Origin of the sequence: Streptomyces sp. NPDC002888, from assembly GCF_042888465.1 — a bacterium.
GTDB lineage: Bacteria > Actinomycetota > Actinomycetes > Streptomycetales > Streptomycetaceae > Streptomyces.
In genome coordinates this window covers 205,919-223,744 of sequence record NZ_JBIAPU010000010.1, presented here as the reverse complement: position 1 = coordinate 223,744, position 17,826 = coordinate 205,919, and the positions used below count along the sequence as shown (strand labels likewise).

Sequence of the window (17,826 nt, the reverse complement as noted above, 5' to 3'; positions counted from 1 at the left end):
TTGGGGGTACCGTGTCGCGCACAACAGGCCCGAGCGCCGCACCGCGACGGGCCCGGACCGGGAGCGCGACACACCATGACTGTGCCTTCCCGGGGGGAGACCCCCGGACCCCCTGCGCAGGACCGACTGACGCACATCGACGACGCGGGCGCGGCCCGCATGGTCGACGTGTCCGACAAGGACGTGACCGCGCGCACCGCCCGCGCCAGCGGACGCGTCCTGGTCTCACCCCGCGTGGTCGAGCTGCTGCGCGGGGAGGGTGTGCCCAAGGGCGACGCCCTGGCCACCGCGCGGATCGCGGGCATCATGGGAGCCAAACGCACCCCGGACCTGATCCCGCTCTGCCACCCGTTGTCGGTGTCCGGTGTGAAACTGGACCTGTCGGTCGCGGACGACGCCGTGGAGATCCGCGCCACGGTGAAGACGACGGACCGTACGGGCGTAGAGATGGAGGCCCTCACCGCGGTCTCCGTCGCCGCGCTCACCGTGATCGACATGGTCAAGGCGGTCGACAAGGGAGCGGTCATCACGGACGTACGGGTGGAGGAGAAGACGGGCGGCAAGTCGGGCGACTGGAGCCGGACATGACACTCGACGCGTCGATCGGCGGTGCGCTGACCGCTCCGTACGCCGCGCTGGTGGTCACCGCCTCCAACCGGGCCGCCGCGGGCGTCTACGAGGACAAGGGCGGACCGCTGATCGCCGAGGGCCTGAAGGGCTTCGGGTTCGCCGTCGACGGCCCGCAGGTCGTCCCCGACGGCGACCCGGTGGAGGCCGCCCTGCGTGCCGCCGTCGACGCCGGGTACGACGTGATCGTCACCACCGGGGGCACCGGCATCTCGCCCACCGACCGCACCCCCGAGGCGACCCGCCGGGTCATCGACCGCGAGGTGCCGGGCATCGCCGAGGCCATCAGGGCGTTCGGACGGGAGAAGGTGCCGACCGCGGCGCTCTCCCGGGGCCTGGCCGGAGTGGCGGGAGAAACGCTGATCGTCAATCTGCCGGGCTCCACCGGCGGGGTGAAGGACGGACTGGCCGTCCTGGAGCCCCTGCTGGTCCACGCCGTCGACCAGCTCCGCGGCGGCGACCACCCCAGACCCGGCACCGGCAGTGGGGGTGTGAGCTGAACAGCCCGTCCTGGCCCGTCGAACTGGCGGAGGGCGATGTCCTCCTCCGGCCGATAAAGCTGCGCGACCAGCGGGTCTGGCGCGAGGTCAACCGCCGCAACCGGGACTGGCTGCGGCCCTGGGAGGCGACCATCCCGCCGCCCACGCCCGCCGGGCCGATCGCGCACCGGCCGACCTACCGCCAGATGGTCCGGCATCTGCGCAACGAGGCGCACGCGGGCCGGATGCTGCCGTTCGTCATCGAGTACCAGGGCCAGTTGGTCGGGCAGTTGACGGTCGCCGGGATCACCTGGGGCTCGATGTGCTCGGGCCACGTCGGCTACTGGGTGGACGAGGCGGTGGCCGGCCGCGGGGTGATGCCGACGGCCGTGGCGCTCGTCGTAGACCACTGTTTCCGCACCGTCGGTCTGCACCGCATCGAGGTCTGCATTCGCCCCGAGAACGGGCCCAGCCGCCGGGTCGTGGAGAAACTCGGATTCCGCGAGGAGGGCCTGCGGCCCCGTTATCTCCACATCGACGGGGCCTGGCGCGACCACCTCGTCTTCGCGCTCACCGCGGAGGAGGTGCCGGAAGGACTGCTCGCCCGCTGGCGCCGGACCCACTCGACGAGCTCGCAGAACTCACAGAAACCGCAGAACACCCCCGGCCCGGGGAACTGACATCCCAGTAATTGAATAAGTGTTCGAAAATGATCGGTCGATGACCGTCTCAGGGCATTGAATTCGCCCTGTCGGCAGCCTGCTGATCGCAACGGTCACAAAAAAAGCTCGAAATATCAGCCAGATCGTGCGACACACCGGCTCAATTGGCGGATGGCCTCACGCAAACCCCTCTACCGTGTGAGGCGTGAGCAGCAGCGGCCTCATCTACGCAGTCATTGTCGGGGCCTGGGCCGCCTACTTGGTGCCGATGTGGCTCCGTAGGCAGGACGAGCTGAACGAGGCCCGTCCGACGGAACGCTTCAGCACCGCCATCCGGCTCCTGTCCGGACGAGCGGGCATGGAGCGCCGATACGCCAAGGACCTGCGGGCGCGCTCCACCGAGGAGGGGGAGCACGACGCCCGTGTTCCGGACGCCGTCACCGACTCGGTGGACGTCCGGGCCTTCGCCGTGCCTCCGACCCGCCCGCAGGTGAAGGCGCCGGTCCAGGCACAGGAGCAGGGGCGGCCGGAACCGGCACGCGACCCGGAGCGGGAACAGGCGGCCAGGGCCGCGCGCGGACCGGCCGCCAAGCCGGCGCCGACCGCGGGCGACGCCGGCCGGCTCCCCGAATCCGGTACCGCACCGGCCCGCCAGCGCGTCCCCGCCCCCCGGCGCACGCCCTCCGCGCAGGCCGACGCGGCCCGCGCCCGGCGCTCCAAGGCGCTCGCGCGCCGTCGGCGCACCACGGTGATGCTCTTCCTCGCCTTCACACTCGGCGCGATCGTCGCCGCCGTCGGAGGCCTGGCCTTCCTGTGGGCACCGGGCGTGCCCGCCCTGATGCTCAGCGCCTACATCGGGTACCTGCGCGCCCAGGAGCGCCGCCGCTTCGCCTTCCAGATGGACCGGCGTCGGGCCGAGGTCGCCGCCCAGCGGCTGCGGGAGCGCGCCCGCCAGCCGCGCCGCCGCCCCACCCTCGACACCGGCGTCGACGACACCGTCGACGAACCCGAGGAGGGGCCCGAGGTGGACACGGACCCCGGGCTGTCGGCGCTCGCCGCCGACCGCCGCGCCCTGGTCGAGCAGACCGACCACGCCGAGTGGGTCGACCAGCAGCGCGAACGGCAGCGGCGGCCCGGCCACGGAGACAGCTGGGAACCGGTACCGGTCCCGCTGCCCACGTACGTGACCGCCCCGGTCGCTCCGCGCGCCACCGCCGACGTCGACCTGGGGGCACCGGACGCGTGGAGTTCGGCCCGGTCGAGCTCCGTCACTCCGGAGCCGGAGCCGGAGGCGCAGCACGAGGAAGCAGCGGAGCCGCCGCCCGGCACCGAGGACAAGCCGTCGGCGGACGGCCGCACCGACGCGCGCCGCGCCGCCTCCGCCCGCCGGGCGCGCGAGCGAGGCCGTACGCCCCTGTTCGACCAGTACGAGGACGGCGAACGGCCGCGCGCGGCCAACGAGTGACGCGCCTACCGCCCGCCGGGTGCTCCGCCCCTGGTCGGCGCGGAACGGATTTCCAAGCACCCGGACGGGGATGCTAGAGTTTCACTCGTTGCAAGGGCCTGTGGCGCAGTCTGGTAGCGCACCTCGTTCGCATCGAGGGGGTCTGGGGTTCAAATCCCCACAGGTCCACGCAGCATGGAGCCCCAGTCGGCGAAAGCCGACTGGGGCTCCATCGTGTTAGTGGGACAAAACACCGACCCGCCGCAGGGCGAGCGCCGCCGGAGCCGTCGCCGACAGCACCGCGAGTACGGCGCATGCCGCGGTCGTCGCGCCGAGCGCCGGCCAGGGGACGGAGAGCGGGGCCGGGGCGGCCAGCAGGTGGAGCGCCGCGCCCATGCCGATCAGGTTGAGGAACGTCACCAGCACACCCAGCAGCGCGCCGACGGCCACCACCGTCAGGGCCTCCGCACCGACCAGGCGCAGTACCTGGGATGTGGTCGCACCGGCCAGGCGTAGGGCTGTGAGGTCGCGGATGCGGTCGGAGGTGGCCATCACCAGGGTGTTGGCGAGTGAGATGCCGGTGTAGAGCAGGGCGATGCCCAGGACCAGGAGCAGGCCGAGCCGGGTGGTGGAGTTGGTCTCCGGGTAAGTCGACTGCACCCACTGCGACTTCGTGAGGACTTGCCCCTGCTGCCGTACCGCCTCACGCAGGGCCGTCGCCACGGCGGCCGGGTCCGCGCCGTCGCGCACCCTCACGTCGATCCGGTCGGCCGCCGCGCCGGGGGCGTTGGCCGGGGTCACGTACACGCCGTTGTCGCCGGTGCCGGTGGCCAGGACCGCGGCGATCCGCAGGGATCTGCGGGTGCCGTCGCCGAGCCACACCTCGACGCGCTGGCCGACCGTGTGCCGGGCCCACTCCTCGTTCACGACGATCGAGTCGTCGTCCAGGTCGGCGATCCGACCCGCCGTCACCGGCAGCCGCACGGTCGCCGCGAGCAGCCCCGGATCGGCCGCGCGCGCCTCGGACTTGACGAGGGCGACGCCGTCCTCGAGGACGTGGACGGCCGTCGGAGCGGTGGCGGAGACATCGGCGCCCGCTGTCCGCCGCAGACGGGCGAGCGTCGCGGAGTCGAAGCCTGCACCCGTGCTCGCCACGAAGTCCGCCGTCGTCCGGCGGGCCACTTCCTGCGCCCTCGCCTCGTTCAGCGTCGAGGTGGCGCCGAGCAGGGAACCGGCGAGGGCGACCGTGACGAGGACGGGTGCCGCGACGGCGGCGGTGCGCCGGACGCCGGTCGAGGCGTTCTCGCGGACCAACAGGCCGAGGGCGCCGGGCAGCCGGGCGGGCAGCCGGGCCAGCAGCCGGGTCAGCGGGCGGACCAGGGCAGGGGAGAGCAGCGCGACCGCGGTGATCAGGAGCATCGGGCGGCTGACGTACGTCTTGCGGTGCAGCAGGTCGCCCGGCTCGGTCAGCAGCGCGTGGGCCAGGGTCGCCACGGCGGCGACCAGCAGGGCCGCGCCGCACAGCCGACGGCCCCAGGTCAGCGTGCCGCTGTCCACGGACGCCTCGCGCAGCGCCTGCGTCGGTCCCGTGCGCCCCGCCCGCCACGACGCGGCCACCGCCCCGCACAGGGCCACCAGCAGCCCCGTCCAGAACGCCAGGTGGTAGGGCCACACGGCGTCGCCGATCGTGAACCACGCCGGGGCCAGGCCGCCGTCGACCACCCGGGCGGCCAGCCGCGGGGCACCGTACGCGCCGAGGGCACAGCCCGCGGCCGAGGCGAGGACGCCGACGAGCAGCGCCTCCGCGAGGACCATCCGACGGAGCTGGCCCGGCGTGGCACCCGCGGTGCGCAGCAGGCCGAACTCCCGGCGCCGCTGGGCGACCGCGAAGGCGAACGTGGAGGCCACGACGAACACCGACACGAAGCCGGTCACGCCGCCGGCCGTGCCGAACAGGGCGTTCAGCGCGGTCAGGGACCTGGCGTCGCGGTCCGGGTCGGCGTCGGCGAGGCGGCGGGCGTCACCGGTGAGGACCCGCACGCCGTCGCTGCCGCGCACGGCCGCGCGTACGGCGGTGACGTCTTCGGTGTCCACGACGAGCTGCGTGCTGAGCGGGGAGAGCCGGGCGGCCTGCGCGTCCGTGTAGAAGACGGCGTTCTCGAAGCCGCGCGCCGAAACCGTCCCGACCACCCGGACCGTGCCGTGGGCGGTGCGCAGCCGCTCGCCCAGGGCGCTCCGGTCACCGGTGGTCACGACCTCGCCGGCGCTTCTGGGGGCGCGTCCCGCGCCGAGCTCGTACGGGGCGAACTTCGCGACCGACCAGGGATGGCCCACCAGGTCGCCGGGGCCGTCCTCGGCCCGTACGGGGAAGGCACGGTCCTCGGTGACCGGGCCCAGTCTCTTCAGGGCGGTGACGGCGGCCGAGGGGACGGGCTGGGGCTGCGGCAGCTTCGAGGTGCGCTCGCCGATCGGAGTGGGGACGTGCAGGGTGTCCCGGCCCTTGACGACGACCGGCGCCGCGGCGAACCGCTCCGGCCGGCGTTCCGGCGCGTCCTGGGAGGAGGCGAGCGCCAGTCCCATCACGGCGATCAGCGAGACGCCGAGCGACAGCGCGACGAAGCTGCCGACGAAGGTGACCCAGCGGGCACGCAGGGTGCGCAGGGCGATGCTCAGCACGGCGCGACCTCCTGAACAGCCCCCGGCTCGCCCGCCATCCGCGCCGCGATCGCCTCCGCTCCCGCACCCACCAGCTCCCCGCTCACCCGCCCGTCCACCAGGAAGATCACGCGGTCCGCGTACGACGCCGCAACGGGATCGTGGGTGACCATCACGACCGTCTGCTGCTCACGGTCGACGAGAGCGCGCAGCAGGGTGAGCACCTCCCTACCCGTCCGGGTGTCGAGCGCGCCGGTCGGTTCATCGCCGAAGAGGACCTCGGGGCGGGTGATCAGGGCCCGGGCCAGCGCGACCCGCTGCTGCTGTCCGCCGGAGAGCTCGCAGGGGCGGTGGCGGGCACGGTCGGCCAGCCCGACCTGGCGCAGCGCCTCACGCACCCGGGCCTTCGGAGGGCGCCGCCCGGCCAGGCGCAGCGGCAGGGCGACGTTCTGCTCGGCGGTGAGGGACGGCAGCAGGTTGAACGCCTGGAACACGAAGCCGATGCGCTCACGGCGCAGCAGGGTCAGCCCGCGTTCGCTCAGCCCGGTCAACTCCGTGTCCCCGATGCGGACGGAGCCGGACGTGGGCCGGTCGAGGCCGGCGGCGCACTGCAACAGGGTCGACTTGCCCGAGCCGGACGGGCCCATGACGGCGGTGAAGGTGCCCCGCGGGAACGCGAGGGAGACCTGGTCGAGCGCGATGACGCGGCCGTCGCCCGAGCCGTGGGCCCGGCTCACTGAGCGCAGTTCGATGGCGTGGGTGTTCATGGCGACAACGAAACCGCGCGACCCCGCCCTCAATCACTGTGGCAGGACCGAGACTTGGGGTAGGGCCAGGCATACCCCCGGCTCACCCCCTGGACCGATGGCCCGCCCCCGGCGGCCCTTCTACGGTGGTCCGCATGCACCCTCGCACCCTGTGGCAGGCCATGTCCCGCCCGGCCTTCCTGCTGTCGCCGTGGCCCTGGCGCGCCGCCGCCTACCTGCTGACGGGCGTGGTGGTGGGAGGCGCCGTCCTGGTGGTGCTCGTGGCCCTGGTCGTGGCCGGCGGAGTCCTGGCGGTCGTCCTGGTCGGACTGCCCCTGCTCGCCGTCACCGCGCTGGCCGGGCTGCCCGTGGGCGCGCTGGAGCGGCGGCGCCTGCGGCTCGTCGACGGGGAGGCGGCTCGGGGAGCGCACGCGGAGCCCGCCGCACCCGGGCTGCGGAGCTGGCTCGGCACCCGGCTGCGGGAGCAGGCGACCTGGCGGGAGCTGGGCCACGCCCTGCTGTGGGCCTGCCTGTTGTGGCCGGCCGAGGCGCTCGTGGTCACCGTCGCCCTGCTCCTGCCGCTGTCGGTGGTCGCGACACCGCTGCTGATGGCCACGGTCGGCGACGGCCGGGAGGCGAAGGTGCTCAAGCAGTGGACGGTCACCGACTGGCCCACCGCCTGCGCCGCCGCCGTGCTCGGCGTGCTGCTGCTGGCCGCGGGCGCGTACGTCCTCGGTGTGGCGGCCGGGGCGCGGGCGGCGCTGACGCGGCTGCTGGTCGCCCCGCGCGAGGGCGAGTTGGGGGAGAGGGTGGTCGAACTGACCCGCTCCCGCGTCCGGTTGGTCGACGCGTTCGAGGCGGAGCGGCGCCGGATCGAGCGGGACCTGCACGACGGGGCCCAACAGCGGCTCGTGGCCCTCACCATGACGCTCGGCCTGGCCCGCCTCGACGCCCCGCCCGGCCCTCTCGCCGACCAGCTCGCCAAGGCCCACGAGGAGGCGGGCACGGCCCTCGCCGCACTGCGCGAGCTGATCCACGGCATCCACCCCAAGGTGCTCGCCGACTACGGCCTGGAGGCCGCCGTGGCCGACGCCGCCGACCGCTCACCCGTGCCGGTCGAGGTGGACGTCCAACTGCCGGGCCGGCTGCCCGAGTCCGTGGAGGCCGCCGCGTACTTCGTGGTCTGCGAGGCCCTCGCCAACGTGGCCCGGCACAGCGGCGCCGAGCGGGCCTGGGTGCGGGGACGCCACGAACGGGGACGGCTGCGGGTCGAGGTACGTGACGACGGGCGCGGCGGCGCGGACGGCGCCCGCGGCAGCGGTCTCACCGGACTCGCCGACCGGGTGTCAGTGCTCGATGGGAGACTTGCGCTGTCCAGCCCGCCGGGCGGACCGACCGTGCTGCGTGTGGAGATGCCGTGCAGGCCAATGGGGGGAGAGCCGATGGAGGAGATACCGGTGCAGGGGGCGGGGGCCGACCGCTGCGCGTAGTCCTCGCCGAGGACAGCGTGCTGCTGCGCGACGGGCTCACCGGCCTGCTCGCCCGCTTCGGCTACGAGGTGGTGGCCGCCGTGGGCGACGCGGACGCGCTGCTCGCCGCCGTCGCCGCGCACGAGCCGGACGTCGTCGTGACGGACGTACGGATGCCGCCGGGGTTCCAGGACGAGGGGCTGCACGCGGCCGTGCGGCTGCGCGAGGAGCGGCCGGGGCTGCCGGTTCTTGTGCTCAGCCAGTACGTGCAGCGGGCGTACGCCGCCGAACTGCTCGACTCCGGCGACGGGAGCGGCGTCGGCTATCTGCTGAAGGACCGGGTCGGCCAGGTCGAGGAGTTCGTGGAGGCCCTCCGCGAGGTCGCGGCCGGCGGCACGGTCGTCGATCCGGAGGTCGTACGGCAGTTGCTGCGCCGGCGGCGGGATCCGCTCGCGCGGCTCACCCCGCGCGAGCGGGAGGTGCTGGCGCTGGTCGCGGAGGGGAAGTCCAACGGGGCGATAGCGCGCGAACTGGTGGTGTCGGAGGCGGCCGTCGGCAAGCACATCGGCTCGATCCTCACCAAGCTGGACCTGCCGCCGGCGGACGACACCCACCGCCGGGTCCTGGCCGTGCTCACCTACCTCAGGAGCTGAGCTTCTTCGCGTAGCACCGGCTGCTCTCGTAGTGGCGGTAGTAGCCGAACTTGACGCACGGCTCGTAGCCGCTGGAGGTGTACAGGGCGATGGCCTCGGGCTGTTCGGTGCCCGTCTCCAGGACCATGCGGACGCGGCCGGCCGTGCGGGCGTCCTCCTCCAGGGCGGTCAGGACGCGCCGGGCGAGACCGCGGCCGCGCATGGCGTCGATGACGTACATGCGCTTGAGTTCGGCGTCGCCGTCCTCGTTGCCCTCGCCGTTGGCGTCCTGGCGCCGCCAGCCGCCGGTGGCGACGGGCCGGTCCGCCTCGTCGTAGGCGATGAGGTACACGCCGTTCGGCGGCTCGAAGTCCGACGGTTCCAGCGGGGTGGCGTCGCCGCCGTCGCCGTAGCGCACGTGGTATTCGGCCTGGACGGCGTCGTTGAGCTTCACGGCATCGGGGTGGTCGAACGGAACCCGGCGTATATGCATGCGCATGATCGTACATCTGTACTGGATCGAAGCCCGGACGCCGTCCAGTGTGGCTCTGGGCGGCCGGTATTGTGCCGCGGGTGCTGACTGTGACCTCCGTGAACGTGAATGGACTGCGGGCCGCCACGAAGAAGGGCTTCGTGGAGTGGCTCGCCGAGACCTCCGCCGATGTGCTGTGCCTTCAGGAGGTGCGTGCGGAGCCGCAGCAGCTGCCCGAGCACGTCCGCGCCCCCGAGGGCTGGCACGTCGTGCACGCCCCCGCCGCTGCCAAGGGCCGCGCGGGCGTCTCCCTCTACACCCGCCGCGAACCCGACGCCGTCCGCGTCGGCTTCGGCTCCGCCGAGTTCGACGGCAGCGGCCGCTACGTCGAGGCCGACCTGCCCGGCGTCACGGTGGCCTCCCTCTATCTGCCCTCCGGCGAGGTCGGCACCGAGCGCCAGGACGAGAAGGTCCGCTTCATGGGCGAGTTCCTCGCCCACCTCAAGGGTCTGCGCGAACGCGCCGCCGCCGACGGCCGCGAGGTCCTCGTCTGCGGCGACTGGAACATCGCCCACCAGCAGGCCGACCTCAAGAACTGGCGCGGCAACACCAAGAACTCCGGCTTCCTGCCGGAGGAACGCGAGTGGCTGACCCAGGTCCTCACACCGGAGGAGGGCGGCTACGTGGACGTGGTCCGCGCCCTGCACCCGGACGTGGAGGGGCCGTACACGTGGTGGTCCTACCGGGGGCGGGCCTTCGACAACGACACGGGCTGGCGCATCGACTACCACGTCACCACGCCGGGTCTCGCCGGCAAGGCGGTCAAGGGGTTCGTGGAGCGGGCGGCCACGCACGCGGAGCGGTGGTCCGACCACGCGCCGGTCACCGTGGTGTACGACCTCTGAGTGCCGTAGCGGTGTGGTGCGGGGGACGCGAACGGGGCGGCGTGCGCCGACGCAGTGTCGGTGTACGCCGCCCTCGGGTGGGACGGGTTGCGGGAGGCGGCCCGCGCTGTCATGGCGGTTACTTCGGGTCGCTGTTGAACTTCGAGGCCGACCAGAAGTAGCCGAGCACCGCGAGCCCCAGGCACCAGGCGACCGCGAGCCACCCGTTGTGGCCGATCTCGCTGCCGAGCAGCAGCCCGCGCAGGGTCTCGATGGCGGGTGTGAAGGGCTGGTACTCGGCGATCGGCTGGAACCAGCCCGGCATCGCGTCGACCGGGACGAAGGTGCTGGAGATGAGCGGGAGGAAGATCAGCGGCATCGCGTTGTTGCTGGCGGCCTCGGCGTTGGGGCTGATCAGGCCCATGCCGACCGCGATCCAGGTGAGTGCCAGGGCGAACAGCGTGATCAGCCCGAACGCCGCCAACCACTCCAGGGCCGTGGCGTCCGTGGACCTGAAGCCGATGGCCACGGCGACGGCGCCCACGAGGACCACGCTGGCGATCGACTGCAGCACACTGCCGATGACGTGCCCGATGATCACGGAGCCGCGGTGGATGGCCATGGTGCGGAAGCGGGCGATGATGCCCTCGGTCATGTCGTTGGAGACGGACACCGCGGTGCCGATCGTGGTGCTGCCGATGGTCATCAGCAGGAGGCCCGGCACGAGGTAGGCGATGTACTCGGAGCGGTCGGCGCCGCCGTCGCCGATGCCCGCGCTCATCGCGTCGCCGAAGATGTAGACGAAGAGCAGCAGCAGCATGATCGGCGTGAGCAGCAGGTTCAGGGTGAGGGACGGGTAGCGCCGCGCGTGCAGGAGGTTGCGGCGCAGCATCGTGGTCGAGTCGCGTACGGCGAGGGAGAGGGAGCTCATCGGACGGCCTCCTTGGGCTGGTTCGGCTGGGCGGGCACGTCGGCGCCGGTCAGGGCGAAGAACACGTCGTCGAGGTCGGGGGTGTGCACGGTCAGCTCGTCGGCGTCGATGCCGGCGGAGTCCAGCCGGTCGAGGATGGCGCGCAGCTCGCGCTGGCTGCCGTCGCTGGGGATCTGCAGGGCCAGCGCCTCGTCGTCCCGGTTGGTCTCGCGCAGCGCGGAGGCGGCGGACCGGTACGCGGCCGGGTCGGAGAAGCGGAGCCGTACGTGGCCGCCGGGGATCAGTCGCTTGAGTTCCTCGGCGCTGCCCTGGGCGGCGATCCTGCCGTCGTTGAGCACGGCGATACGGCCGGCGAGCTGGTCGGCCTCCTCCAGGTACTGGGTCGTGAGGAAGACGGTGACGCCGCCGGTGACGAGCTCGCGGATGATCTGCCACATGGTGTGGCGGCTGCTGGGGTCGAGGCCGGTGGTGGGTTCGTCGAGGAAGATGATCCGCGGGTCGCCGACCAGGGTCATGGCGATGTCGAGGCGGCGCTTCATGCCGCCGGAGTAGGTGGAGGCGGGCTTCTTGGCGGCCTCCACCAGGTCGAAGCGTTCGAGGAGTTCGGCGGCGACCCGCCGCCCCTCGCTTTTGGACAGGTGATGCAGGTCCGCCATGAGGAGCATGTTCTCCTCGCCGGTGATCAGGCCGTCGACGGCGGAGAACTGCCCGGTGACGCCGATCGCGGCGCGGACCGCCTGCGGGGCGGCGGCGAGGTCGTGGCCGCCGACGCGGATCGCGCCGGAGGCGGGGTCGGGGGAGATGAGGGTGGAGAGGATCTTGACGGCGGTGGTCTTGCCGGCACCGTTCGGGCCGAGCAGGGCGAAGACCGTTCCCTCGGGGACGGCCAGGTCGACGCCGTCGAGGACGACCTTGTCGCCGTAGGACTTGCGCAGCCCGTTCGCGGCGATGGCCAGGTTGGTCATGAGGGGTGCTCCTTCTACGGGCTGCGGGTTTCAGAGGCTGCGGGCGGTGATGTCGCCGTAGGACGTGGTCGCGTGGATGTTCAGGCCGGCGGTGGCACCGTCGGTGTTCAGAAGCGTGTTGTTGATCCGGCCGTAGCTGGTGCCGGCGTCGAGGGAGGCGGAGACTCCGCGGGCGGCGCCGACCGAGATGTCGCCCTTCTGGGTGCTCAGGGTGACCGTGCCGCTCGCGGCCTCGGTGATGTGGATGTCGCCCCTCTGGGTGCTGATCTCCGCGGGGCCGCCCAGGCGGCCGACCGAGACGTCGCCGTCGTGGGCGGTGAGGCGGGCGCTCGCGGCCTCGTCGATCTTGACCGAGCGGTAGCCGCCCTCGAAGGCGACGTCGCCGAGCCGTCCGACGCCGCGGAGTTCGGCCGCGCCGGCCTTCGCCTCGACGCGGGAGCCGACGGGCAGCTGGACGGTCACCTCGACGGATCCGGACTGTCCGAGGACCCGGTTCTTCGCCGCCGGGGCCTCGATCCGCAGGACGCCGTCGCCGTAGACGACCACGATCTCCTCGGCCGCCTTCACGTCGCGGCTCTTGGAGGCGTCGGCGGGCAGGACCTCGACCCTGGTGTCGGTGCGGTCGGCGGCGATGAGCTGAATACGTCCCGCGGGGATGTCGAGGACGGCGGTCACCGGGGCGGGGGTGTCGAACTTCTGCATCGTGCGCTCCTTCGTCTGTATCGCGAGCCCCTTCGGCTCGCCGTTTCTGACGATGGAAAAGCTACGTTGCGTTCATGAATCTGGCAATAAAGTCGTTGCATGTTCTCGACATCGTTGCAGGTGAGAGCCTAGAAATCGTTGCAACGGTTCTGAATGTAACGCAACAAGCCCGCCCCTGTCTGTTGCAATGAATCGAGAGTGAACGCTATGGTGAAGACATCTGGAACCACGAAAGACCACGAAGGAGACCGCGATGCCGGGAGGCAGGCTCACCCAGCAGGAACGTCAGCAGATCGCGCTGGGACTGGCCGACGGCCTCGCCTACGCGGAGATCGCCAGGCGCCTCGACCGCCCGACCTCGACCATCACACGCGAGGTCATGCGCAACGGCGGCCCCACCGCCTACCGTTCCGACCTCGCTCACCGCGCCACCGAACAGCGCGCCCACCGCCGCAGGCAGGCCGCGCCCCGGGACTCGAAGACGCCCCCGCAGGCCCACGGGCGCGACGCCGAGGCGGTGCGCGAGTACGAGGAGATGCTCACGACCGTCTTCATGCAGTCAGGCGCTCCCAAAATGGTGTCCCGGGTGCTGGGCTGCCTCTTCACCACCGACGCGGGCAGCCTCACCGCGCCCGAACTCGCCCAGCGCCTCCAGGTCAGCCCGGCGTCCATCTCCAAGTCGATCGGGTTCCTGGAGAGCCAGGGCCTCGTCCGCCGGGAACGCGACGAACGCCGTCGCGAGCGCTACGTCGTCGACGACGACGTCATGTACGAGTCCATGATGGCCAGTGCCCGCAGTACCGCCCACCTCGCCGAAACCGCACGACAGGGCGTCGGTGTCCTCGGCCCCGGCACCCCGGCCGCCGTCCGCCTCGAGAACATCGCCCGCTACGTCGACTTCGTCTCCGAGAGCATCGTCCGCGCCGCGGAGCAGGCCCGCGAGCTCCTCCACACGAAAGCCGAAACGACGGGAACGACAACGGAAACGACAGGCTGAGGAACCCGCACGACCTCAACGGATCCCCGGGGCCTCTAGGGCGCCTTCCGCATCCTGCGGTCCAGCGCCAGTGACAGTTCCGCCTCCATCACGCTCCTGGCCAGGGGGCGCAGGCGCTGGACGTCCTCCTCGGGGGCGTGGCGGAGGATCAGGCCGGTGAAGAGTTCGGCCAGGGCGTCGGCGTGTTCGCGGACGCGTCGGCCGGCGGTGAGGACCTCCGCGAGGGGGATGCCCTCGCGGACCAGGGCGGAGGACACGTCCAGCAGACGGCGGCTGATGTGGACGATCTCCTCGCCGTCGATGCCCAGATAGCCGAGCTCCATCGCGGCGGCGAGGTTCTCCGGGGTGACCTCGCCCGCGAAGCGGTCGGCGAGTTCGCCGGGGGTGAGGTGGACCGGTATCTCCTCCGTCGGGGTGTCCATGCCCAGGAGGTCGCCGACGCCCCGGCCGTGGTCGAAGGCCTCCGCCAGTTCCGCGATGCCGTTCAGGGTGTGGCCGCGTTCCAGCAGCGCGGAGATCGTGCGCAGGCGGGCCAGGTGGTGGTCGTCGTACCAGGCGATACGGCCCTCGCGGCGGGGCGGCGGGATCAGCTTGCGTTCGCGGTAGAAGCGCAGGGTGCGCACCGTGATGCCGGCCAGCCGGGCCAGCTCCTCCATGCGGTACTCGCGTCGTTCGCCGTCTTCTGCCACGTCAGCAGCCTAGGGCGTACCGGCGGTTACTTTCGTGGCGCGACCCCTACCCATCGGTACGGCGCTGCTCTACCCTCCCCATTGCGCCAGTGTTCACTGGCAGGATTGTGCGCGGGCAGGAGGCGTCGGCATGACCGAGCATGTGCGGGTGGCGGTGATCGGGTCCGGGTTCGGCGGGCTCGGGGCCGCCGTGCGGCTGCGGCGCGAGGGCGTCACGGACTTCGTCGTCCTCGAACGCGCCGACAGCGTCGGCGGCACCTGGCGGGACAACAGCTACCCCGGGTGCGCCTGCGACGTGCCGTCCCACCTGTACTCCTTCTCCTTCGCGCCCAACCCGGACTGGCCGCGCACCTTCTCCGGGCAGGAACACATCCGCGCCTACCTGGAGCACGTCACCGATGTCTTCCGGCTGCGCCCGCACCTTCGCTTCGACTCCGAGGTGAAGCGGATGACCTGGGACGCCGAGCGGCTGCGCTGGGACATCGAGACCAGTAGCGGAAACCTCTCCGCCGACGTCGTCGTCTCCGCCACCGGACCGCTGTCCGACCCGAGGATCCCGGACATCCCGGGCCTGGACTCCTTCCCGGGCAAGGTGTTCCACTCCGCCCGCTGGGACCACGACTACGACCTGAGCGGCAAGCGGGTGGCGATGGTGGGGACCGGGGCCTCCGCGATCCAGATCGTGCCGTCCATCCAGCCGGAGGTCTCACGGCTCACCCTTTTCCAGCGCACCCCGCCGTGGGTCATGCCCCGTGTGGACCGCGCGATCGGAGAGGCCGAACGGTGGGTGCACCGCCGGCTTCCCCTCACCACCCGCCTCAGGCGCGGGCTGCTGTGGGGCATCCGGGAGGTGCAGGTCCAGGCGTTCACCAAGCACCCCGACGAGCTCGGCTTCGTGGAGCAGCTGGCGAAGCGCAACATGGCCCGCGCGGTCAAGGACCCGGCCCTGCGCGCCAAGCTCACCCCCGACTACCGCATCGGCTGCAAGCGGATCCTGCTGTCCAGCGCGTACTATCCCGCGCTCACCCGGCCCAACGTCGACGTGGTCGCGAGCGGGCTCGCCGAGGTCCGCGGCGCCACCCTCGTCGCCGCCGACGGCAGCGAGGCCGAGGCCGACGCGATCGTCTTCGGCACCGGCTTCCACGTCACCGACATGCCGATCGCCGAGCGGGTGGTCGGCGCGGACGGGCGGACCCTCGCGGAGGCGTGGCAGGGCGGCATGGAGGCCCTGCGCGGCGCCTCGGCGGCCGGCTTCCCCAACTGGCTGTCGATCATCGGGCCCAACACCGGCCTGGGGAACTCCTCCATGATCCTGATCATCGAGTCGCAGCTGAACTACATGGTCGACTTCGTACGGCAGCTGGACGTCCTCGGCGGCCGCGTCGCCCTCGACGCCCGCCCGAGCGCCGTGCGGGCCTGGAACCACCGGGTGCAGGAACGGATGAAGCGCACGGTGTGGTCCACGGGCGGCTGCACCAGCTGGTACCTGGACGCGAGCGGCCGCAACACCACCATCTGGCCCGGTACGACGAGCGAGTTCCGGCGGGTCACGCGGCGCGTGGACCTGGCGGAGTACGAGGTGCTGCGCGTTCCCGCGCGGAAGAAGACCGCCCCCGAAGCGGCCGACGCGAAGAAGAACGCGGAGGCGTCCGCATGAGCCGCCTCACGCGCGCCCGTGTCACCACGGGCCCCTACACCCCGCCCACCCCCTCCCGTGAACTGACCGCCGTCTCCGCCGACGGCGCCCGGCTGCACGTCGAGGTGCACGGCCCCGACCACGCGCCCGCCGTCGTCCTCGCGCACGGCTGGACCTGCTCGACCGCCTTCTGGGCGGCCCAGATACGCGACCTGGCCGTCGACCACCGCGTCATCGCCTACGACCAGCGCGGCCACGGACGCAGCCCGGCGAGCCCGGCGTGCACCACGGACGCCCTCGCCGACGACCTCGTGGCCGTCCTGGACGCGACGCTCGCGCCGGGCGAGAAGGCGGTGATCGTCGGTCACTCCATGGGCGGCATGACGGTGATGGCGGCCTCGACGCGGCCAGGCTTCCGGGAGCACGCGGCGGCCGTCCTGCTGTGCAGCACGGGCAGTTCGGCGCTGGTCGCCGAGTCGACCGTCGTACCGCTCAGGCCCGGGCGGTTGCGGACCTGGCTGACCCGGCACATCCTCGGGTCGAGGGCGCCGCTCGGGCCGGTCACTCCACTGGCCAGGCGGATCCTCAAGTACGGGACGATGGGCCCGGGTTCGGCCCCGCACATGGTCGAGGCGTGCGCGCGGATCGTGCACGCCTGCCCGCGCCGCGTCCGGTACGCCTGGTCGCACGTGCTCGAACTGCTCGACCTCGACCACGGGGTGCGGGAGCTGACGGTGCCCACCGCCGTCGTCACCGGCACGGCCGACCGGCTGACGCCGCCGGTGCACGCCCGCTCGCTGGTGGCCGCGCTGCCGCACTGCGTCGGACTCACCGAACTGCCCGGGGTCGGCCACATGACACCGGTCGAGGCACCCGCGACGGTGACCCGCATCGTCCGCGAACTCGGCACCACCTACGTAGGGATCAAGGAGGGCGCATGAGCAGGGTGAGCCTCGAAGGACAGGTCGCCGTCGTCACCGGAGCCGCGCGGGGTGTCGGTGAGCTGCTGGCCCGCAAGCTGTCCGCGCGCGGGGTGAAGGTGGCGCTGGTCGGCCTGGAACCGGACGCCCTCAAGCAGGTGTCCGAGCGGCTGCACAGCGACAGTGCCCACTGGTACGCCGACGTCACTGACCACAAGGCGATGGCCCGGGTCGCGCAGGAGGTCAAGGAACGGTTCGGGAAGGTCGACATCGTGGTCGCCAACGCGGGCGTCGCGACCGGCGGCCCCTTCGCCGACTCCGACCCGCAGGCGTGGCGGCGCGTCATCGAGGTCAACCTCATCGGCTCGGCGGTGACGGCCCGCGCCTTCCTGCCGGTGCTGACGGAGAGCCGCGGCTACCTGCTCCAGATCGCCTCCCTCGCCGCGATGACCCCGGCGCCGATGATGACCGCGTACTGCGCGTCCAAGTCGGGCGTGGAGGCGTACGCGCACAGCCTGCGCGCCGAGGTCGGCTACAAGGGCGTGCGGGTGGGCGTCGGTTACCTGTCGTGGACCGACACCGACATGGTGCGAGGGGCCGATCAGGAGGAGGTGATGCGGGAGCTGCGGCAGCGGCTGCCGTGGCCGGCCGACAAGACGTACCCGCTGGGGCCCGCGGTGGACCGGATCGTGGCCGGGATCGAGCGGCGGTCGAGCCATGTGTACGGGCAGTGGTGGCTGCGCGGGATGCAGGGCGTGCGCGGGTACCTCCCCGGGCTCATCGGCACCGTCGGACAGCGGGAGATGAAACGGTTCGCGCCCCGCCTGCAGGGGATGCGGACGGGACTCGTCGGCGCAGGTGGGGCGGCCGACGAGGAGGCCCGTGCTACGCAGCGTAGTTGATCGAAATGCGAGGG

The 17,826-nt window shown here is 72.4% G+C and carries 18 protein-coding genes and 1 tRNA gene; 12 read left to right on the top strand and 7 right to left on the bottom strand.

Features of this window, described 5'->3' with window-relative positions:
• The first annotated feature begins 75 nt into the window (after positions 1 to 75).
• The 5 genes from moaC to ACFYWX_RS18705 all read left to right on the top strand — a co-directional run bounded on the left by moaC (position 76) and on the right by ACFYWX_RS18705 (position 3,401).
• A complete protein-coding gene (gene moaC / locus ACFYWX_RS18725; RefSeq protein WP_389425134.1) occupies positions 76 to 588 on the top strand; it encodes a cyclic pyranopterin monophosphate synthase MoaC in 513 nt (170 codons plus the stop codon).
• Complete coding sequence (locus ACFYWX_RS18720; protein ID WP_389425133.1) at positions 585 to 1,127, top strand: molybdenum cofactor biosynthesis protein B; 543 nt, start codon at positions 585 to 587, stop codon at positions 1,125 to 1,127. Before moaC ends, ACFYWX_RS18720 begins: the two co-directional genes overlap by 4 nt.
• Positions 1,124 to 1,786 carry a GNAT family N-acetyltransferase gene (locus ACFYWX_RS18715; protein WP_389425201.1) on the top strand — a complete coding sequence of 221 codons (663 nt, stop codon included), beginning with the start codon at positions 1,124 to 1,126 and terminating at the stop codon, positions 1,784 to 1,786. The genes ACFYWX_RS18720 and ACFYWX_RS18715 overlap by 4 nt, the downstream gene beginning before the upstream one ends.
• 187 nt (positions 1,787 to 1,973) lie before the next feature.
• Entirely contained in the window at positions 1,974 to 3,233 is a 1,260-nt protein-coding gene (gene glpR / locus ACFYWX_RS18710) for a gephyrin-like molybdotransferase receptor GlpR (RefSeq protein ID WP_389425132.1), read from the top strand.
• A gap of 94 nt (positions 3,234 to 3,327) precedes the next feature.
• Positions 3,328 to 3,401: transfer RNA gene (locus ACFYWX_RS18705), tRNA-Ala, on the top strand.
• Positions 3,402 to 3,449: 48 nt separating this feature from the next.
• On the opposite strand, the gene ACFYWX_RS18700 is transcribed toward ACFYWX_RS18705, so the two are convergent.
• Together ACFYWX_RS18700 and ACFYWX_RS18695 are read right to left on the bottom strand one after the other, a co-directional pair.
• On the bottom strand, positions 3,450 to 5,888 hold the full coding sequence (locus ACFYWX_RS18700; protein ID WP_389425131.1) for an ABC transporter permease: 2,439 nt from the start codon (positions 5,886 to 5,888) through the stop codon (positions 3,450 to 3,452).
• A complete protein-coding gene (locus tag ACFYWX_RS18695; protein WP_389425130.1) occupies positions 5,882 to 6,634 on the bottom strand; it encodes an ABC transporter ATP-binding protein in 753 nt (250 codons plus the stop codon). The genes ACFYWX_RS18700 and ACFYWX_RS18695 overlap by 7 nt, the downstream gene beginning before the upstream one ends.
• A 134-nt stretch (positions 6,635 to 6,768) precedes the next feature.
• Here ACFYWX_RS18695 and ACFYWX_RS18690 point away from each other — a divergent pair, with 134 nt between their 5' ends.
• Together ACFYWX_RS18690 and ACFYWX_RS18685 are read left to right on the top strand one after the other, a co-directional pair.
• Positions 6,769 to 8,103 (top strand): sensor histidine kinase, encoded by a 1,335-nt coding sequence (locus tag ACFYWX_RS18690; RefSeq protein ID WP_389425129.1) that lies wholly within the window; start codon positions 6,769 to 6,771, stop codon positions 8,101 to 8,103.
• Between the two features lie 17 nt (positions 8,104 to 8,120).
• A complete protein-coding gene (locus ACFYWX_RS18685; protein WP_389425128.1) occupies positions 8,121 to 8,735 on the top strand; it encodes a response regulator in 615 nt (204 codons plus the stop codon).
• On the opposite strand, the gene ACFYWX_RS18680 is transcribed toward ACFYWX_RS18685, so the two are convergent.
• Complete coding sequence (locus ACFYWX_RS18680; protein WP_389425127.1) at positions 8,725 to 9,207, bottom strand: GNAT family N-acetyltransferase; 483 nt, start codon at positions 9,205 to 9,207, stop codon at positions 8,725 to 8,727. The two genes, ACFYWX_RS18685 and ACFYWX_RS18680, sit on opposite strands and share 11 nt — an antisense overlap.
• Positions 9,208 to 9,287: 80 nt before the next feature.
• On the opposite strand from ACFYWX_RS18680, the gene ACFYWX_RS18675 reads away from it, so the two are divergent.
• Complete coding sequence (locus ACFYWX_RS18675) at positions 9,288 to 10,091, top strand: exodeoxyribonuclease III (protein WP_389425126.1); 804 nt, start codon at positions 9,288 to 9,290, stop codon at positions 10,089 to 10,091.
• A gap of 118 nt (positions 10,092 to 10,209) precedes the next feature.
• On the opposite strand, the gene ACFYWX_RS18670 is transcribed toward ACFYWX_RS18675, so the two are convergent.
• From ACFYWX_RS18670 to ACFYWX_RS18660, 3 genes are read right to left on the bottom strand one after another with little or no spacing between them, the layout of a single operon-like run.
• Positions 10,210 to 11,001 carry an ABC transporter permease gene (locus ACFYWX_RS18670; protein ID WP_389425125.1) on the bottom strand — a complete coding sequence of 264 codons (792 nt, stop codon included), beginning with the start codon at positions 10,999 to 11,001 and terminating at the stop codon, positions 10,210 to 10,212.
• On the bottom strand, positions 10,998 to 11,966 hold the full coding sequence (locus ACFYWX_RS18665; RefSeq protein ID WP_389425124.1) for an ATP-binding cassette domain-containing protein: 969 nt from the start codon (positions 11,964 to 11,966) through the stop codon (positions 10,998 to 11,000). Before ACFYWX_RS18665 ends, ACFYWX_RS18670 begins: the two co-directional genes overlap by 4 nt.
• Positions 11,967 to 11,996: 30 nt before the next feature.
• Entirely contained in the window at positions 11,997 to 12,668 is a 672-nt protein-coding gene (locus ACFYWX_RS18660; protein ID WP_389425123.1) for a DUF4097 family beta strand repeat-containing protein, read from the bottom strand.
• A gap of 253 nt (positions 12,669 to 12,921) precedes the next feature.
• On the opposite strand from ACFYWX_RS18660, the gene ACFYWX_RS18655 reads away from it, so the two are divergent.
• Positions 12,922 to 13,665 carry a helix-turn-helix domain-containing protein gene (locus tag ACFYWX_RS18655; RefSeq protein WP_389425122.1) on the top strand — a complete coding sequence of 248 codons (744 nt, stop codon included), beginning with the start codon at positions 12,922 to 12,924 and terminating at the stop codon, positions 13,663 to 13,665.
• A gap of 35 nt (positions 13,666 to 13,700) precedes the next feature.
• Here ACFYWX_RS18655 and ACFYWX_RS18650 read toward each other — a convergent pair whose 3' ends face one another.
• On the bottom strand, positions 13,701 to 14,321 hold the full coding sequence (locus ACFYWX_RS18650; RefSeq protein ID WP_389425200.1) for a MerR family transcriptional regulator: 621 nt from the start codon (positions 14,319 to 14,321) through the stop codon (positions 13,701 to 13,703).
• A 163-nt stretch (positions 14,322 to 14,484) separates the two neighbouring features.
• On the opposite strand from ACFYWX_RS18650, the gene ACFYWX_RS18645 reads away from it, so the two are divergent.
• From ACFYWX_RS18645 to ACFYWX_RS18635, 3 genes are read left to right on the top strand one after another with little or no spacing between them, the layout of a single operon-like run.
• Positions 14,485 to 16,011 (top strand): flavin-containing monooxygenase, encoded by a 1,527-nt coding sequence (locus tag ACFYWX_RS18645; protein ID WP_389425121.1) that lies wholly within the window; start codon positions 14,485 to 14,487, stop codon positions 16,009 to 16,011.
• Positions 16,008 to 16,931, top strand: a complete 924-nt coding sequence (locus ACFYWX_RS18640; RefSeq protein WP_389425120.1) for an alpha/beta fold hydrolase — start codon at positions 16,008 to 16,010, stop codon at positions 16,929 to 16,931. Before ACFYWX_RS18645 ends, ACFYWX_RS18640 begins: the two co-directional genes overlap by 4 nt.
• Positions 16,928 to 17,812, top strand: a complete 885-nt coding sequence (locus tag ACFYWX_RS18635; protein WP_389425119.1) for an SDR family oxidoreductase — start codon at positions 16,928 to 16,930, stop codon at positions 17,810 to 17,812. Before ACFYWX_RS18640 ends, ACFYWX_RS18635 begins: the two co-directional genes overlap by 4 nt.
• Positions 17,813 to 17,826 lie beyond the last annotated feature (14 nt).

Bases quoted from the DNA above. Each gene is read 5' to 3' on its own strand.
- moaC (WP_389425134.1), top strand. From the start codon at position 76: ATGACTGTGCCTTCCCGGGGGGAGACCCCCGGACCCCCTGCGCAGGAC.
- ACFYWX_RS18720 (WP_389425133.1), top strand. From the start codon at position 585: ATGACACTCGACGCGTCGATCGGCGGTGCGCTGACCGCTCCGTACGCC.
- ACFYWX_RS18695 (WP_389425130.1), bottom strand. From the start codon at position 6,634: ATGAACACCCACGCCATCGAACTGCGCTCAGTGAGCCGGGCCCACGGC.
- ACFYWX_RS18690 (WP_389425129.1), top strand. From the start codon at position 6,769: ATGCACCCTCGCACCCTGTGGCAGGCCATGTCCCGCCCGGCCTTCCTG.
- ACFYWX_RS18680 (WP_389425127.1), bottom strand. From the start codon at position 9,207: ATGCATATACGCCGGGTTCCGTTCGACCACCCCGATGCCGTGAAGCTC.
- ACFYWX_RS18670 (WP_389425125.1), bottom strand. From the start codon at position 11,001: ATGAGCTCCCTCTCCCTCGCCGTACGCGACTCGACCACGATGCTGCGC.
- ACFYWX_RS18665 (WP_389425124.1), bottom strand. From the start codon at position 11,966: ATGACCAACCTGGCCATCGCCGCGAACGGGCTGCGCAAGTCCTACGGC.
- ACFYWX_RS18660 (WP_389425123.1), bottom strand. From the start codon at position 12,668: ATGCAGAAGTTCGACACCCCCGCCCCGGTGACCGCCGTCCTCGACATC.
- ACFYWX_RS18655 (WP_389425122.1), top strand. From the start codon at position 12,922: ATGCCGGGAGGCAGGCTCACCCAGCAGGAACGTCAGCAGATCGCGCTG.
- ACFYWX_RS18650 (WP_389425200.1), bottom strand. From the start codon at position 14,321: ATGGAGGAGCTGGCCCGGCTGGCCGGCATCACGGTGCGCACCCTGCGC.
- ACFYWX_RS18645 (WP_389425121.1), top strand. From the start codon at position 14,485: ATGACCGAGCATGTGCGGGTGGCGGTGATCGGGTCCGGGTTCGGCGGG.
- ACFYWX_RS18640 (WP_389425120.1), top strand. From the start codon at position 16,008: ATGAGCCGCCTCACGCGCGCCCGTGTCACCACGGGCCCCTACACCCCG.
- ACFYWX_RS18635 (WP_389425119.1), top strand. From the start codon at position 16,928: ATGAGCAGGGTGAGCCTCGAAGGACAGGTCGCCGTCGTCACCGGAGCC.